Source organism: Roseisalinus antarcticus (assembly GCF_900172355.1).
Taxonomy (GTDB): Bacteria; Pseudomonadota; Alphaproteobacteria; order Rhodobacterales; family Rhodobacteraceae; genus Oceanicola; species Oceanicola antarcticus_A.
Genome location: NZ_FWFZ01000030.1, coordinates 1 through 14,051 on the forward strand (window position 1 = coordinate 1; position 14,051 = coordinate 14,051).

Here is a 14,051-nt window from a genome sequence, read left to right on the forward strand (position 1 = left end):
TGCCATCGTCGCCGCGCAGGGTGTTGTTGCCGCTGATGGCGTAGATCTCGTCATCGCCCTTCCAGCCGCGGAAGGTGTCGTTGCCCGTGCCGGTGACGATGATGTCGTCGCCGGACCCGCCGGAGCCGCGGTCATCCCCGCTGCGCCCCTCCAGCCGGTCGTTGCCCGCGCCGCCGTAGAGCGCGTCGTCATCCGCGCCGCCGTCGACCAAGTCGTGGCCGCGTCCGCCGTCGAGACTGTCGTTGCCGTCCTCGCCAAAGAGCTTGTCCGCGCCGCGATTGCCGCTGACCCGGTCGTTGCCGGCCAACGCTCTGAACGTGTCGGCGGCCCCTGTTCCGATCAGGACATCGTCCCCGACCGTGGGCGTCGTCCTGAGGTCCGTTGTCGTCAATTCGAGAGCACCGATATCCATGGCCGGGCCGGCGACGCGAGCCTCGCCACGTGCGTCGAAGGGCACCGGCTCGGTCCTGTCGTCGTCCCCGTCCATATCCAGCCAATCCGGGGGCACCGTGCCGCCGCCCGCATTGATCAGCAGGCTGCCGGCCAGCGGCTTCATGGTCTGGACCGGGCCACCATTGTCGGCCAGCGCCGCCAGCCGCGGATCCAGCCGGCTTGCGTCGTTGCCGACGATATTGCCGTTCTGGCCGTTGACGAAGAGGGCCGCGTCGTCTCCGTTCTGGCCCGTCCCGATCAGGTTGTTCGCCGAGATGAACCCTGTCTTCAAGAAATCAGTGTCATCGCCGTCGACCGCGACGTCATGGCCTTTGCCACCGGCCGCGGTGTTTCCGGCGACCACGGACGACGTCACCTGTGTTGTCAGGTCGTCGTATCCGCTGCTCGAGATACCGCCGCCCGTTTCTGCCGAATTGGCGACGATGGTCGATGACTGGACCAGCAGCAGGCCTGACTCAGAATTGTTGATCCCTCCGCCACTATCCTCGGCGGTATTGCCTGACACGGTGGACTGCACGATCCGAACAACGTTGTCATCGTTTCCATAGTTCAACAAACCACCGCCGTCGCTGGTTGCGGTATTGCCCAAAATCGTGCTGTTCGTAACCGTCAGGTCAGAGGTCTCGGCATAGACGCCACCGCCGTTTCTTGCCGTGTTTCCACGAATGGTCGTTGCTTCTATCGAAGCGGCACTGTCTTCGAAGTAGAAGCCACCACCGTCACGCGTCGCAGAATTTCCGGTCACCCGGCTGTTCGACATCGCAAAAAAGCCGTCCCCGCTCCAGATCCCGCCGCCTTCTCGACGGGCCGTGTTGTCGGCGAAGGAGCTGTTGGTGATAGTGACATCGTCGCGATAGCTGGACAGACCGCCACCAAGCTCGTCGGCAAAGTTTTTGGACACAGTGCTGTCACGGATTGTCAGCCGGGCGCCATGGTTGTCGCCGTAGGAGTAGATCCCGCCCCCGTGATCGTCGACGCGATTCCCCGAAATCGTGCTTCCGGTGATGGTCAGCCGTGTGCCGTCGAAATAAATGCCGCCCCCAAACTGAGCATATCCGCCGGTTATGACCAGGTTCGACAGCGTGGCATCGGCCGCAGCGCCGGTAACCCGGAAGACCTGGTCATTGTCGTCCCTGTTCTCGTTTGCCGCGGCATCCGTCAGCACCAGGCCGTCAACGGTGCGTGTCGCGTCGTCGCCGGCGGTGTCGCCGGTGATGAGTATGTCGGGGGTGCCGTCGCCATCGATGTCGCCCTCGATCTCGACCGCGCCGATGATCTCGAGCGCTTCTTTCAGTCGCAGAAGTCGATCATCCGGCGCCAGGTCGAAGGTGATCCGGTCGGCCGTTCCGGGGGAGAAATTGGAGGAGATCAGCGCCTCGCGCAGAGAGATCTTGCCATCGGCCCCGTCGATCAGGTCCTCGGACGTGGTGACGATGAAATGCTCGGCGATGCCCTCGACCGCGCCGATGTTCGGGGCCGGGCCGACCACGCGGGGATTGCCGTTCGCATCGACGGGCAAGGTCTCGGTGACATTGTTGTCGCCGTCGATATCCGAAAGGTCCGCGGGCAGGGCCGAGGTGTCGGAGGCGTCGATCAGCGGGCTGCCCGCGAGGGGCTCCATGGTCGGGACCGGCCCGCCATTGTCGGCCAGGGCGCCAAGCATGGGGTCGAGCGGTGCGGACGACGTGCCGACCTGGTCGCCGCTGACACCGTCGACGAAGCTGCCTCCCGCATCGCCAACGCCGATGAAGTTATGACCGCCGGATTGAAGGGCGGCGATACCGAAGCTGGATGACACGATATCCGCGCCACCTCCGGGCAGCGTGCTGCCGGCAATGACCGAAGACGTGATCTTGACGAGCCCTGAGGAACCGTCGAGCAGGACCTGGCCATTTGCCGCTGCCGGGGCATTTTCGGTGATCGTCGAACTTTCGATCGTCAGGTTCGTGTCAAACGACCGGATCGCAGCGCCAAGGAATGCCTGGTTTCCCTGAAACGTCGTATTCGTCAGCGTGACGTTGCCGCCACTCAGGTCCAGCGCACCTCCGTAGTCGGCCGCATTCCCCGAGAAGGTCGAGTTGAAGATCTGCGCACTCGACGTGATGTTGCCAAATGAGATCGCCCCGCCCACGGTCGCGGATGCAAATTCTTCGGCCGGGTCCGGCGCGGCGCGGTTGTCCAGAAAAGCTGACCGCCCGATCGTCAGGCTGCCCTTGGTGTAAATCGCGCCGCCGTAGAAGGCGGTGTTGTCGCGCAGCGTCGCGTCCTCGAGCGTCAGCGATGTGCCATTCGCCGCCCGAATGGCGCCACCCACGGGACCGTTCTGGCCACCGGCCGCCCCTGTCAGAAACCCGTCTTCCAGGATCAGGCTGCGCAGGGTCACCGCGATGCCCGACTGTGTCAGGTCAAAGATGCGGCCGTTCCCGTCGGCGGAGATCGCGATGTCGGGCCGGTTGTCGCCGTTGGTGTCCCCGTCGATCGTCACGCCCTGCGCCAGCGCGAATTGCCCCTGGGTGAGCGTGAGCGTTCCGGCCAGATCGTCAGCGAAGGTGATCGACCCGCCGTCGGAGACCAGGTCCAGAGCCTCGCGCAGTGTCAACTCGCCCGCTCTGAAATCTCCGTCGTTCTCGTCGGCGAGGCTGTCCACCACGATGTACGACCGGTTGCCGATCCCGAATTCATGGGCGCCGATGTCCGTCCTGCCGAAGAACGTCCGAGAGACCCCGTTCGCCGCGATGCCAAGCCTCTCGCCGGTGTTGTTGTCGCCGTCGGCGTCGAGCGTATCGCTCGGCAGATCCGAATTGGCGCCCGCGTCGCGCAGCGGAGAGCCGCCTTCGAGCGTCAGCGTGGGCACCGGCCCGACGGTATCGACAAGCGGGCCCAGGCCGGGGTCGGTCAGATCGAATTGATTGTTCCCGGCATCGAAGAACTTGGGGTCTTCGCGGGGATCGGTCGCAAAGGCGCTGTTCCGCGCGAAAAAGCTGCCGGAGGACGCGATGTCCGACAAGGCGCCGTTCGCGCTCTCCCGATTCTCGGCGAAGACCGAATTGACGATCTTGATGACGGTGGGAAAGCTGGCGTTGGTGTTGAAGCTTGCCGCCGCGCCGCCGGTGTTGCCGGCCACCGTGACGTTCGCAAGCGTGGCCGAGGCGAAACCGACCTGGAATGCGCTGCCGCCATACGCGGAGTTGCCTGTAAAGGTCGTGTTGGCGAGCGTGAGTTCGCCGCGCGAGTAGAGCGCACCGCCGTAGTCGGCTGCCGTATTGCCGCTGAAGGTCACGTTCGTAGCGGTAACGTCGCCAAGGGCATAGACCGCGCCGCCAAGACCGTAATCGCCAGAGCCACGCACCCCCGCATTGGCCGTGCCCCCGGTGAAATATGTGTTCACGGCCTCGACGCGGCCCTGGGTCGAGACGATTCCGCCCGGGCCGGTGACAGGCCCGCCGCCAACCAGCGTCAGCCCGTCAAGGCCGAGCGTGCTGCCGGCATTTGTGCCGGTGAAGGTCGGCTGTAGACCGGCGCCGGTGTTCTCGAGGATCAGATCGGCGGACCGGCCCGTCGGCCCCACAAGCTCAAGATCCTGGCTGAAGACAAACCCGCCATCGACCTGGATCGTCGCACCTTTCAGAAACGCCGCGAAGGCGATGGTATCGGGTCCGGAACTGAGTTCGGCCAGCTGCATGGCCTCGGCCAGGGAGGTTCTGCCATCCGTGCCATCGATGCCGGTCGTGTCTGTATCTACGAGGATCATGACGCGCACCTCGGACCGGTCCATGTCGCGGGGCGGGCCGGGCCGCGCAGTTCGGGCTTGCAAGAGCCGCTCGGATTGGAATTGGCTGTCTTCATCAAGGTCATGACTTTTGCCCCCCGGTTCACGCCGGCAAACACACAACCGTCGGACGGCGGATCCGCGGCGCGACGCGCAGCCGGCGCCTGGTCTGACACCCCGATCCCCGGTTTCGGCTGAACGCAGCCAGTCCCATTCGGTAGAGAGGGTGCAACATTATCCTTCGTGCGGCAACGATTGCGACGGATTCCACGTGGCCTTTTGAGAGCCGGGCCCACCGATGCCCGGTTTTCCATCCCGCCCGGTCGGTCGACAGCCCGGGACCCTGCGGTCCCTCCGGGCGCCGGACCCGCGTATGCCGCCTCTTGCCTCCGGGCCTCGGCCACACCGGGTCGAGGACTGCACCGGCCGAGGACTGAACCGGCCTCTGTCCGGCTTGAGCACCCATGGGGCATGTAGGGTCAGCGACCGGTCAGACCGGTCTTTCCGCGCTTCAAGATCTGGGGGGCGGTGGCGTCTCGGAACTGTTGGGGCTGGCTGCCCTTCGCGGGGCGGCTTTCGTAGTCCGGTCGAACAACGCGGGCCGGAAGACGCGGCCGGTCCGGGATCGGACCGGCCTGAAGATGGATCACAAGCGGCTGATCCAAGGAAAACCTTACTGACCGCAGGCGCAAGGTCGCGCGATGCCGGCGTCACGGACCCCGGTCTTGTCAGACGTCACCCTTTTCCAAGGGCGCCGCGCGTCACCTTCAGCCGGGCATGACGCGCATTCAATCCTCCAGGCTTTCTTCCCTCTTCTTGTCGACGATTTCACGCTCCTCCTGCTTGCGTGCGAGGAACCGCTCGCCATAGCCGTGGATTTCGTCCTCGGGGACTTCCTGGCGGGCCTGCGTGAAGACCTCGTCCTCTTCCTCGTCGATGTGATGGTGGTAGTCGTGGTCGAGCTTGCCGAACTTCTCCATCCAGCCGGCGGAGGACATGTCCATGCTGTTCAGCTCCTCCATCAGATCGTCGAGCTCCTGATGTTCGTGCACCGAATGCCGCGCGACGTCCTGACCCCAGGTCTTCGATATCAGCTTGGAATAGAACGTCTCTTCCTCGGCGGCGGCGTGGCTTTTCACCTCGTAGTAGAATTCCGACCAGGCCGCCTGACGATCTTCGCTGGCGCCTTGGGTGTCGCGGATCCTGTCGAGCAGATCGCGATGCTGCTGGTGGTCGGCCTTGATTGCCTCGTAGATATCTGGCATCGGAAACTCCCTTCCCAAGAGGTGTCTGTCATCCATCGGATGGCTTGTGTTGATCATACAACGGCGAGCCCGTCCCCTGGTTCCCCGGGCGATGAGTTCGTCCAACGGTGCCGCAACCCGCATCGACAGGCACTTTCGGAAATCACCGCGCCCGCCTTCCGCCCAGGCGGCGGCGTTGATGTCGCGGAACGTCCCGACGAGCGCCTCTCAGGTCGATGCATCGGGTGAGATCGGCCGGTGTCATCCGCCCCCAAAGCCTTGTCGCCGGGCTGTTCGTTTCAGGCCCCGCGCATGTCCCGCGACTTCGTCGAGATCCGCGAGCAGGTCCGAGGGCCGCTCCAACGACGGGCCACGCTGGGTGCCCTCCGCATCGGAGCCCGCGCAGCACGAGCGCCCGTCTTCGCCTGTCAGGAAGGTCCGCCCCACCGCGATGCCGCCATCGGTCACGGGATGAAGGTGAACCTGGAAAAGACCGCCGAAGCTGAAGGGGTCGAACAATGCGGACTTCTGCAAGAGGCCGCCCTCGCTGCGCGGGCCCCACTGTCAGGCTGGCCGCCTTGGTGGCAGTTTCGAGCGTGCTGCAGGCCGCGACGATCCCGCCATTCACGAGCTCTGCGAGCGGCGGCACAGGGCCGATGCCGCTCGATCTCTTTGCGGGTCTTCGGAGACCGTCATATCTGAGGGCCAAGGTGCCTGGCCGGTAGAGCCACGGCACGTTCTCGGAACGATCCTGCAATGTGTCGCACGAAGCATGCCATTTCGGCGCATGGCGCCAGCGTCGGCCATCGCCGGCTCTGAGAGCTGCCCCGATCCGCGCACGCCGGTGCTTGATTGGCGGGGTGCCGCGGGACTTCGGAAAATGGCCTGCGGAGGCGCCGTCAGGGCATCGCTCACTCAGGCGAGACAAGACATGGCGCAGGTCTTTTCGAACGCTGCGCCAAGGCCGTCGGCGGAGGTCAGCGGGTCCTGGGCCTGCTTCCGAGGACATCGGCGACACCGGCGCCAATGACGAGAGCCGTGCCGAGGACCTCGACGAGGCCGAAGGGTTCATCGGTCAAGACGGCGGCGCTGCCGATGCCGACCACCGCTTCCATTTGAAGGAGGATCCCGAGCCGGCCAGGATCCAGGTGCCTGGCCCCCCACAGCAGGCCCCACATGACCGGTATCATGAAGGCGACCGCGGCCAGAACCAGCCAGGGAACCAGGTCTTGCAGGACAGCCCCGTCTGGCGCTGCGCCCATGACCTCGTCGGGCAGCACCAGCACAAGGCAAAGCGCGACCGCGCTGCCAAACAGGAAGAAGGAGAAGACATTCTCGAACGTGTCCACGTCGGATGTCCTGCGTATCCACAGGGACCCGCAGGCCCAGACCGCGCCGGACAGCAGCGCCAACGTGTCGCCGATGTTCTGTGGAAGCGGAAAGCCCGTTCTGCCGCCCAGGATCGTGACGAGCCCGGCCAGCCCGAGTATCAGCGCCAGCGACCGGGCCTTCGTGATCCGCCGTTTCAGGATCAGGAGTTCGAGAATGGTGCTCCAGACCGGGGTGACATAGAACAGGATCAGGGCTCGGGCGACGTCGGTGAGCAGCACACTCTCTGCATAGAGCGCGACCGCACCGCCGGCGAGAAGTCCCGCGACGGCATTCCCTGCGCCGCCAGGCTGTCCGCGCAGAATTCGCAAGATTGCGAATGGCAGCAGGACCAGCGCGGGCACGGCAAGGACAGCCAGCGTGGTCCAGCCGGCCGCAAGCCCGCGCTCCTCGAACGCCCGAAGCGGCAGCCAGAACAGACCCCATGCCGAGGCGGCGGCGATTACGACGACGATCGGAGAACGTTCGGTTTGCATGGCCCGTCCAGACCCCACGGAAGGAGGCCGCGCAAGGCCTTTTCCCCGAGATCCGGGTGACCGGCGATGGGCCGTGCAGGTCACGGCGCGGCGGTCTGCCCGGGGCCCGGCAAGCGGACGCCACCAGGCCGCGCGGCCGGGTCGCCCGTGCGCAACGTCCGTGCGCAACGTCCGGACGAAGCACTCGACCCGCGCCGGTCCCTGTTGCCTCGGAAGTGCCCGCCCGAACCGGCGCCGGGCACGAATTTCGCCAAGATCTAACAATTTTCGTTGCATCTAATTTTTTTAGATGGAAGCCTGTTCTTTGTCGTCACCAGTCACCAGTCACCAGTCACCGGGCTCCCGCTAGATGTCAGACGTCGAAGAACTTCCGAGCCCGAAACCGGGCGGAGCGCCGAACGTTGGGCCGCGCATCCGGACCCTGCGCCGCAGCAGGAACATGACCCTGCAGGACCTCGGAAGCGCCTCGGGCCTGTCGGTCGGCTATCTCAGCCAGCTTGAACGCGACATCGCGACGCCGTCGATGTCGTCGCTGGCGCGGATCGCCCATGCGATGGGGGTGCAGATCGGGCACTTCATGCCGGTCAGCGGGGCGGCCGGGATCGTCAACCGCGCCGCAAGCCGCGAGACGACGTGGATCAACGAGGGCGGGATGACCTACCAGCGGCTGCACGGGGATTTCCCGGGCGCCACCTTCTCGGCCTTCCGGATCACCCTGCCGCCCGGCTTCGTCGGCGAGATCGACCGCCACGACGGCGAGGAATTCGTCAGCGTCGAATCCGGCCAGGTGCGGTTCGACATAGACGGCCATCGCCACGAGCTCGCCCCCGGCGACACGATGCATTTCCGGTCGGACATGCGGCACCAGGCCTTCAACCTCTCGGAGACCGCGGCGGCGGTGGTCTTCTGGCTGGGCACCTCGCCGGTCCTGCGGCTGCGCGACGGGGGCTCGCGTGTCTAACGGCGCCCTCTCCCGCCTGCCGCTGGCCTATGTCGGGCAACGCCTGCTGCTGATGGTGGTGACGCTGTGGGGGGTCATCACCCTCACATTCTTCCTGATGCACGCGGTCCCCGGCGGGCCCTACGTGTCGGAAAAGATGGTGGAGCCCGAAATCGCCGCCGCCCTCGACGCCCGGCTCGGCCTCGATCAGCCGGTGTGGCGGCAATACCTGACCTACCTCGGCAACGTGGCGACCTTCGACCTCGGCCCCTCGTTCAAGTACCCGGGCGTCAGCGTGAACGAGATGATCGCCGAGGGGCTGCCGGTGACCGCGCAGACGGGGCTTCTGGCGGTGATCTGCGTCGTGGGCCTGGGAATTCCGCTGGGCGTGGCGGCGGCGCTGAACCGCAACCGCTGGCCGGATACGGCGGTGATGGCCATCGCCACCCTCGGCGCGGCGATCCCCTCCTACGTCATAGCCACGGTCTGCCTTTATGTCTTTGCCCTGCGGCTGGGGTGGGTGCCCGCCTTCGGGCTGGACGACTGGCGGGGCTACTTCCTGCCGGTCTTCGCGCTTTCGGGGTTCTGGCTGTCCTTCGTCGCCCGGCTGACCCGCTCTTCCCTGCTCGAGACGCTGGAGCAGGATTACATGACCACCGCCCGGGCCAAGGGGCTCCGGGGCCGCAAGATCCTGCTGAAGCATGGGCTGCGGAACTCCCTGATCCCCGTGGTGACAATCATGGGGCCGGTGATCGCCAACCTGCTGACCGGCTCTTTCGTGATCGAACAGATCTTTGCCCTGCCCGGGATCGGGCGGCACTTCGTCCTGTCGATCACCAATCGCGACTACACCGCGATCATGGGGATCACGATCTTCTACGCGGCCTTCCTGATGCTGATGATCTTCATCGTAGACATGCTCTACGTCTGGCTCGACCCGCGCATCGACTACCGGAGGAAGGCATGACGGACGCACCGCTCATGACCCAAGGGCACACCGCCGATCCGCGCTGGGCGCCGTTGGTCCGCGACGCGGCGGCCGCCGAGGTCATCGCCGCGCCGGTGCGGACCTACTGGCAGGACGTGCGTGCGCGTCTGTGGCGGAACCGGCCCGCCATGGCCGGGCTCGCCTTCATCGTGCTGCTGGTTCTGGCCGCGATCTTCGGGCCGATGATTTCGGCGCATTCCTACCGGTCCCAGAACCTCGCCCTGTCAAACCTGCCGCCGTTCCTGACGGTGCAGGAGGTGGGCGGCGCCGACGCGCGGCAGACCGTCTTCGCCAACCCCGGCAACCTGCAGCTCTACGCGGTCGAGGCGGGGCATGTGACCGGACTCGTTCCCGGCGGGCGGCGGGACATGATCAACCGGCGGACGGTCTGGCAGATCGGCGGGGCCGAGGTGATCCTCGACTATTCGGACGGAGAGCCGGTGCTGCGGCAAGAGGACGGACCGGGCCTTGCCGAGGCCGGGCGCCAGTGGAACCGGACCTACCTGTTCGGGACCGACCAGCTCGGCCGCGACGTTCTGGTCCGGCAGCTCTACGGGGCGCGGATCTCGCTTGCGGTGGCCTTCGTCGCGACCCTGGTGAACTTCATGATCGGGGTCACCTGGGGCGGGGTTTCGGGCTATCTCGGCGGGCGGGTCGACCTGGTCATGATGCGGATCGTCGAGATCATCTCGACGATCCCGCTCACGCTCTACGTGATCCTGATGATGGTCGTGCTGCAATCAGGGCTGTTGTCGGTGATGCTGGCCATCGGCACGGTCTTCTGGGTGGACATGGCCCGGGTCGTGCGCGGCCAGATGCTGACCCTCAAGAGCCAGGACTACGTCGCCGCGGCCCGGACAATGGGCGCCTCGACCCGCTGGATCATGTCGCGGCACCTGCTGCCCAACACGATCGGGCCGATCCTCGTGACGGCGACGATGCTGATCCCCTCGGCCATCTTCATCGAGAGCTTCATGAGCTTCATCGGTCTCGGCGTGACGCCGCCGCAGGCCTCCTGGGGGACGCTGACCTCGGACGCGGTGGAAACCCTGCGCCGCTACCCGCACCAGCTGTTCTTCCCGGCCGCCGCCATCTCGCTGACCATGTTCGCCTTCAACTTCCTCGGCGACGGGTTGCGCGACGCGCTGGACCCGAGGCTGCGGACATGAGCGTGCTTCTCGAGGTTCGCGGGCTGCGCACCGCCTTCCACACCTCGCGCGGCAAGGCGCAGGCAGTGCGCGGCGTTGACCTGACCGTGAAGCCGGGCGAGATCCTGGGCATCGTCGGCGAAAGCGGGTCTGGCAAGTCCGTGACCTGCATGTCTGTCCTGCGCCTGCTCAAACGGGCGGGTCGGATCGAGGGCGGCGAGGTCCTTTTCGGCGGGCGCGACCTGCTGACCCTTTCCGAAGGGCAGATGAGCGACATAAGGGGCAGCGACATCGGCGTGATCTTCCAGGACCCGATGTCCTCGCTCAACCCGACGCTGACCGTGGGCGAGCAGGTGATGGAGGTGATCCTGCGGCACCGGGGTGGGGGCAAGGCCGCGGCCCGCGCCCGGACGATCGAGCTTTTCGAGATGGTCCGCATCCCGTCCGCCGCGACCCGCATCGACGCCTATCCGCACGAGTTTTCGGGCGGGATGCGGCAACGGGCGATGATCGCCATCGCGCTGGCCTGCGAGCCCAAGCTGCTGATCGCGGACGAGCCGACGACCGCGCTCGACGTGACGATCCAGAAGCAGATCCTCTCGCTGATCAAGGAGCTTCAGGGCCGGCTTGGCATGGCGGTGCTGCTGATCACTCACGACCTGGGCGTGATCGCCGAAGCGGCGGACCGGGTCATGGTGATGTACGGCGGGATGGTGATGGAGGAAGGGCCGGTGGCCCGGATCTTTGCCGCGCCGCGCCATCCCTACACCCAGGGCCTGATGGCCTCGGTCCCCGATCCGCGCACGGCGGGCGAGGGCCGTCTGGCGCCGATCCCGGGCTCGCCGCCCGACATGATGCAGCCGCCCGCCGGCTGCCCCTTCGCCCCGCGCTGTCCGGCCGCGATGAACGTCTGCGACGCGGAGGCCCCGCAGCTCTACGCGGCCGGGGCGGCGCATCGGTCGCGCTGCTGGCTGATGGACCCTGACGCGCCGCAGCAGGGGGGTGCCGCATGAGCCTCGTCACGCTCGACAACCTCTCCCAGCATTTTCCCGTCGGCGGCGGGCTCTTTGCCAAACCGGCCATCCTTCGGGCCGTCGACGGCGTCTCACTCACCATCGAGGAGGGCGAGACCCTCGGGATCGTCGGCGAAAGCGGTTGCGGAAAGTCCACGCTGGCCCGGACCCTGATCCGGCTGAACCGGCCCACCGGCGGGCGGATCACCTTCGACGGACAGGATATCACCACCGCGCCCGAGGCCGGGCTGCGGCCGCTCCGGCGGCGGATGCAGATGATCTTCCAGGATCCGCTGGCCTCGCTCGACGGGCGGATGTCGGTGCGCGACCTCGTGGCCGAGCCGCTCGACCTGCTCAGGATCGGCACGCCGAAGGAACGGACACAGCGGGTCCACGAGCTTTTGCGCAAGGTCGGCCTTTCGCCGGACCATGCCGGCCGCTATCCGCACGAATTCTCGGGCGGTCAGCGCCAGCGGATCGGCATCGCCCGGGCGATCGCGCCCGGCCCCGACCTGGTGATCTGCGACGAGCCGATCAGCGCCCTCGACGTCTCGATCCAGGCGCAGGTGGTCAACATGTTGCAGGACCTGCAGGACGAGCTGGGGCTGACCTGCCTTTTCATCACCCACGACCTCAGCATGGTGCGGCACATCGCCGACCGCATCGGGGTCATGTACCTCGGCAAGCTGGTGGAGCTCGCCCCGGCGGCGGATCTCTATGCCCGCCCGCTGCACCCCTACACGCGCAAGCTGCTCTCGGCGATACCGGTGCCAGACCCGGCCGCCCGCCGGGACGAGGCCCCCGCGACGGACGAGATCCCGAGCCCGCTGGACCTGCCCTCGGGCTGCCGGTTCCGAAGCCGCTGCCCGCTCGCGACCGAGCTTTGCGCCCGGATCGAGCCCGAGATGGCCGACCATGGCGGCGGGCACCTTGCCGCCTGCCACCACGCTCGTCCCCCCGAGGACGGCGACCCGATACCCAGCAACCCAAGAACCAAACAGGAGAGTGAAGATGCGTAAGCTGATCCTTCCCCTCGCGTTCGCGGCCGCCCTCGCGGCGCCCGCCCACGCGCAAGGGGACCTGACCTACGTGGTCAACAACGAAAGCGCCACCTACGACCCGGGCCTGACGTCCGAGACATTCGCCGCCCCGATCATCGGCAACACATTCGAGGGGCTGGTCCGGTTCAATTCCGACAACGAGATCGAACCGGCGATGGCGGAAAGCTGGGAGGTCAGCGACGACGGCCTGACCTACACCTTCCACCTGCGCGACGCGAACTGGTCCGACGGCGAGCCGGTGACGGCGCAGGATTTCGTCTACGCCTGGACCCGGGTGCTCGACCCCGAGGCCGGCGCGATGAACCCGGCGATGTTCTACCTGATCGAGGGTGCGGAAGAGTACTACGCCGCGGGCGGCGAGGGCGAGATCATGGTCTCGGCCCCCGACGACAGGACGCTGACCTTCACCCTCGCGCAGCGCGTGCCCTACATGCTGCAGATGCTGACCTATACCAACTTCTTCCCGGTGCGGCAGGACGTGGTCGGGGCCGACCCCGAAGGCTGGACCCGCAACCCCGAGACCTTCATCGGCAACGGCCCCTTCGTGGTCACCGAGTTCAACTTCGGCGAGTCGGTCGTCTTCGCCAAGAACCCGGAATACTACGACGCGGACGAGGTCTCGCTCGAGACCCTTACCTTCCGCCTCATCCCCGAGCCGACCACGGCGCTGGCCGCCTACGAGTCCGGCCAGGTCGACGGTATCGAGGCTGTGCCCGCCCCGGAGATCCCGCGCCTGATGGCCGGCGACGACGGCTTCATGATCGTGCCCTCCCTCGGCACCACCTACGCCTTCTTCAATCCGGAGCAGGCGCCGCTTGACGACGTGAGGGTCCGCCAGGCCCTGTCGATGGCAGTCGACCGGCAGTCGATCATCGACTTCGTCATGCAATCCGCCGACGTGCCGGCCCTCGGTCTCGTGCCCTATGGCATGACGATCGCGGGCGAGGACTTCCGCGAGGGGACCGACACGTTCGGCCTCGGGGCCACCGCGCAGGTCGAAGAGGCGCAGGCGCTTCTGGCCGAGGCCGGCTACCCGGGCGGCGAAGGCTTCCCCGAGACGGTCTTCATGACCTACACTTCGCCGCCGATCGAGCGGATCATCGAGGCGATCCAGCAGATGTGGGCCGAGAATCTCGGCATCGAGGTCCAGATCCAGGCGACCGAGTGGCAGGTCTACTACCCCGAGGTCCAGAAGATCGAGTATCAGATCGCCCAGATGGGCTGGGGCGCGGATTACCCGCACCCGATGACCTTCCTCGACATCTACCTCTCGGACAGCCCGAACAACCTGGCCGGCTGGGAAAGCGCGGCCTATGACGCCAAGATCGCCGAGGCGAAGGCCGCGTCCGACGAGGCAGAGAGCCTGGCTGCGATGCGCGAGGCGGAGGCGATCTTCATGAACGATCACGTCATCCTGCCGATGTACCACCGTTACGCCTACATGCTCATGAACCCGGGCGTGGAGGGCTTCTGGCGCTCGACCCTGAACGTTCCCTACTTCCGGGACGTGGTCATCAACGAGTGACCTTTTCGCGGGGGCGTCCGTTCGGATGCCCCCGCACTCCGCGCC

10 protein-coding genes are annotated in these 14,051 nt (G+C 66.5%); 6 read left to right on the plus strand and 4 right to left on the minus strand.

Going from position 1 to position 14,051, the window contains the following annotated elements; translation table 11 throughout:
* The 4 genes from ROA7023_RS18590 to ROA7023_RS18605 form a co-directional block, all read right to left on the minus strand.
* The coding region (locus tag ROA7023_RS18590; RefSeq protein ID WP_159458582.1) for a beta strand repeat-containing protein at positions 1 to 4,204 on the minus strand (4,204 nt) is incomplete at its 3' end.
* Between the two features lie 806 nt (positions 4,205 to 5,010).
* The gene (locus ROA7023_RS18595) at positions 5,011 to 5,487 is read right to left on the minus strand and encodes a hemerythrin domain-containing protein (RefSeq protein WP_085880521.1); all 477 of its coding nucleotides are present in this window, start codon (positions 5,485 to 5,487) and stop codon (positions 5,011 to 5,013) included.
* Between the two features lie 240 nt (positions 5,488 to 5,727).
* Positions 5,728 to 6,000 carry a hypothetical protein gene (locus ROA7023_RS18600; RefSeq protein WP_143535636.1) on the minus strand — a complete coding sequence of 91 codons (273 nt, stop codon included), beginning with the start codon at positions 5,998 to 6,000 and terminating at the stop codon, positions 5,728 to 5,730.
* A gap of 443 nt (positions 6,001 to 6,443) precedes the next feature.
* The gene (locus tag ROA7023_RS18605; protein WP_085880523.1) at positions 6,444 to 7,331 is read right to left on the minus strand and encodes a DMT family transporter; all 888 of its coding nucleotides are present in this window, start codon (positions 7,329 to 7,331) and stop codon (positions 6,444 to 6,446) included.
* A gap of 349 nt (positions 7,332 to 7,680) precedes the next feature.
* Here ROA7023_RS18605 and ROA7023_RS18610 point away from each other — a divergent pair, with 349 nt between their 5' ends.
* The 6 genes from ROA7023_RS18610 to ROA7023_RS18635 are packed head-to-tail and all read left to right on the plus strand — an operon-like array spanning position 7,681 to position 14,006.
* Positions 7,681 to 8,292 (plus strand): helix-turn-helix domain-containing protein, encoded by a 612-nt coding sequence (locus tag ROA7023_RS18610; protein WP_085880524.1) that lies wholly within the window; start codon positions 7,681 to 7,683, stop codon positions 8,290 to 8,292.
* Positions 8,285 to 9,238, plus strand: a complete 954-nt coding sequence (locus ROA7023_RS18615) for an ABC transporter permease (RefSeq protein WP_234992324.1) — start codon at positions 8,285 to 8,287, stop codon at positions 9,236 to 9,238. The genes ROA7023_RS18610 and ROA7023_RS18615 overlap by 8 nt, the downstream gene beginning before the upstream one ends.
* The gene (locus tag ROA7023_RS18620) at positions 9,235 to 10,428 is read left to right on the plus strand and encodes an ABC transporter permease (protein ID WP_200812552.1); all 1,194 of its coding nucleotides are present in this window, start codon (positions 9,235 to 9,237) and stop codon (positions 10,426 to 10,428) included. The genes ROA7023_RS18615 and ROA7023_RS18620 overlap by 4 nt, the downstream gene beginning before the upstream one ends.
* Positions 10,425 to 11,420: an ABC transporter ATP-binding protein gene (locus tag ROA7023_RS18625; protein ID WP_085880525.1), complete on the plus strand. Its 996-nt coding sequence runs from the start codon at positions 10,425 to 10,427 to the stop codon at positions 11,418 to 11,420. Before ROA7023_RS18620 ends, ROA7023_RS18625 begins: the two co-directional genes overlap by 4 nt.
* Positions 11,417 to 12,439 (plus strand): ABC transporter ATP-binding protein, encoded by a 1,023-nt coding sequence (locus ROA7023_RS18630; RefSeq protein WP_085880526.1) that lies wholly within the window; start codon positions 11,417 to 11,419, stop codon positions 12,437 to 12,439. The genes ROA7023_RS18625 and ROA7023_RS18630 overlap by 4 nt, the downstream gene beginning before the upstream one ends.
* The gene (locus ROA7023_RS18635) at positions 12,432 to 14,006 is read left to right on the plus strand and encodes a peptide ABC transporter substrate-binding protein (RefSeq protein WP_085880527.1); all 1,575 of its coding nucleotides are present in this window, start codon (positions 12,432 to 12,434) and stop codon (positions 14,004 to 14,006) included. Before ROA7023_RS18630 ends, ROA7023_RS18635 begins: the two co-directional genes overlap by 8 nt.
* Positions 14,007 to 14,051: the final 45 nt, after the last annotated feature.

Excerpts from the sequence above, each read along its gene's own strand:
- ROA7023_RS18595 (WP_085880521.1), bottom strand. The coding sequence starts at position 5,487 with ATGCCAGATATCTACGAGGCAATCAAGGCCGACCACCAGCAGCATCGC.
- ROA7023_RS18605 (WP_085880523.1), bottom strand. The coding sequence starts at position 7,331 with ATGCAAACCGAACGTTCTCCGATCGTCGTCGTAATCGCCGCCGCCTCG.
- ROA7023_RS18610 (WP_085880524.1), top strand. The coding sequence starts at position 7,681 with ATGTCAGACGTCGAAGAACTTCCGAGCCCGAAACCGGGCGGAGCGCCG.
- ROA7023_RS18620 (WP_200812552.1), top strand. The coding sequence starts at position 9,235 with ATGACGGACGCACCGCTCATGACCCAAGGGCACACCGCCGATCCGCGC.
- ROA7023_RS18625 (WP_085880525.1), top strand. The coding sequence starts at position 10,425 with ATGAGCGTGCTTCTCGAGGTTCGCGGGCTGCGCACCGCCTTCCACACC.
- ROA7023_RS18630 (WP_085880526.1), top strand. The coding sequence starts at position 11,417 with ATGAGCCTCGTCACGCTCGACAACCTCTCCCAGCATTTTCCCGTCGGC.
- ROA7023_RS18635 (WP_085880527.1), top strand. The coding sequence starts at position 12,432 with ATGCGTAAGCTGATCCTTCCCCTCGCGTTCGCGGCCGCCCTCGCGGCG.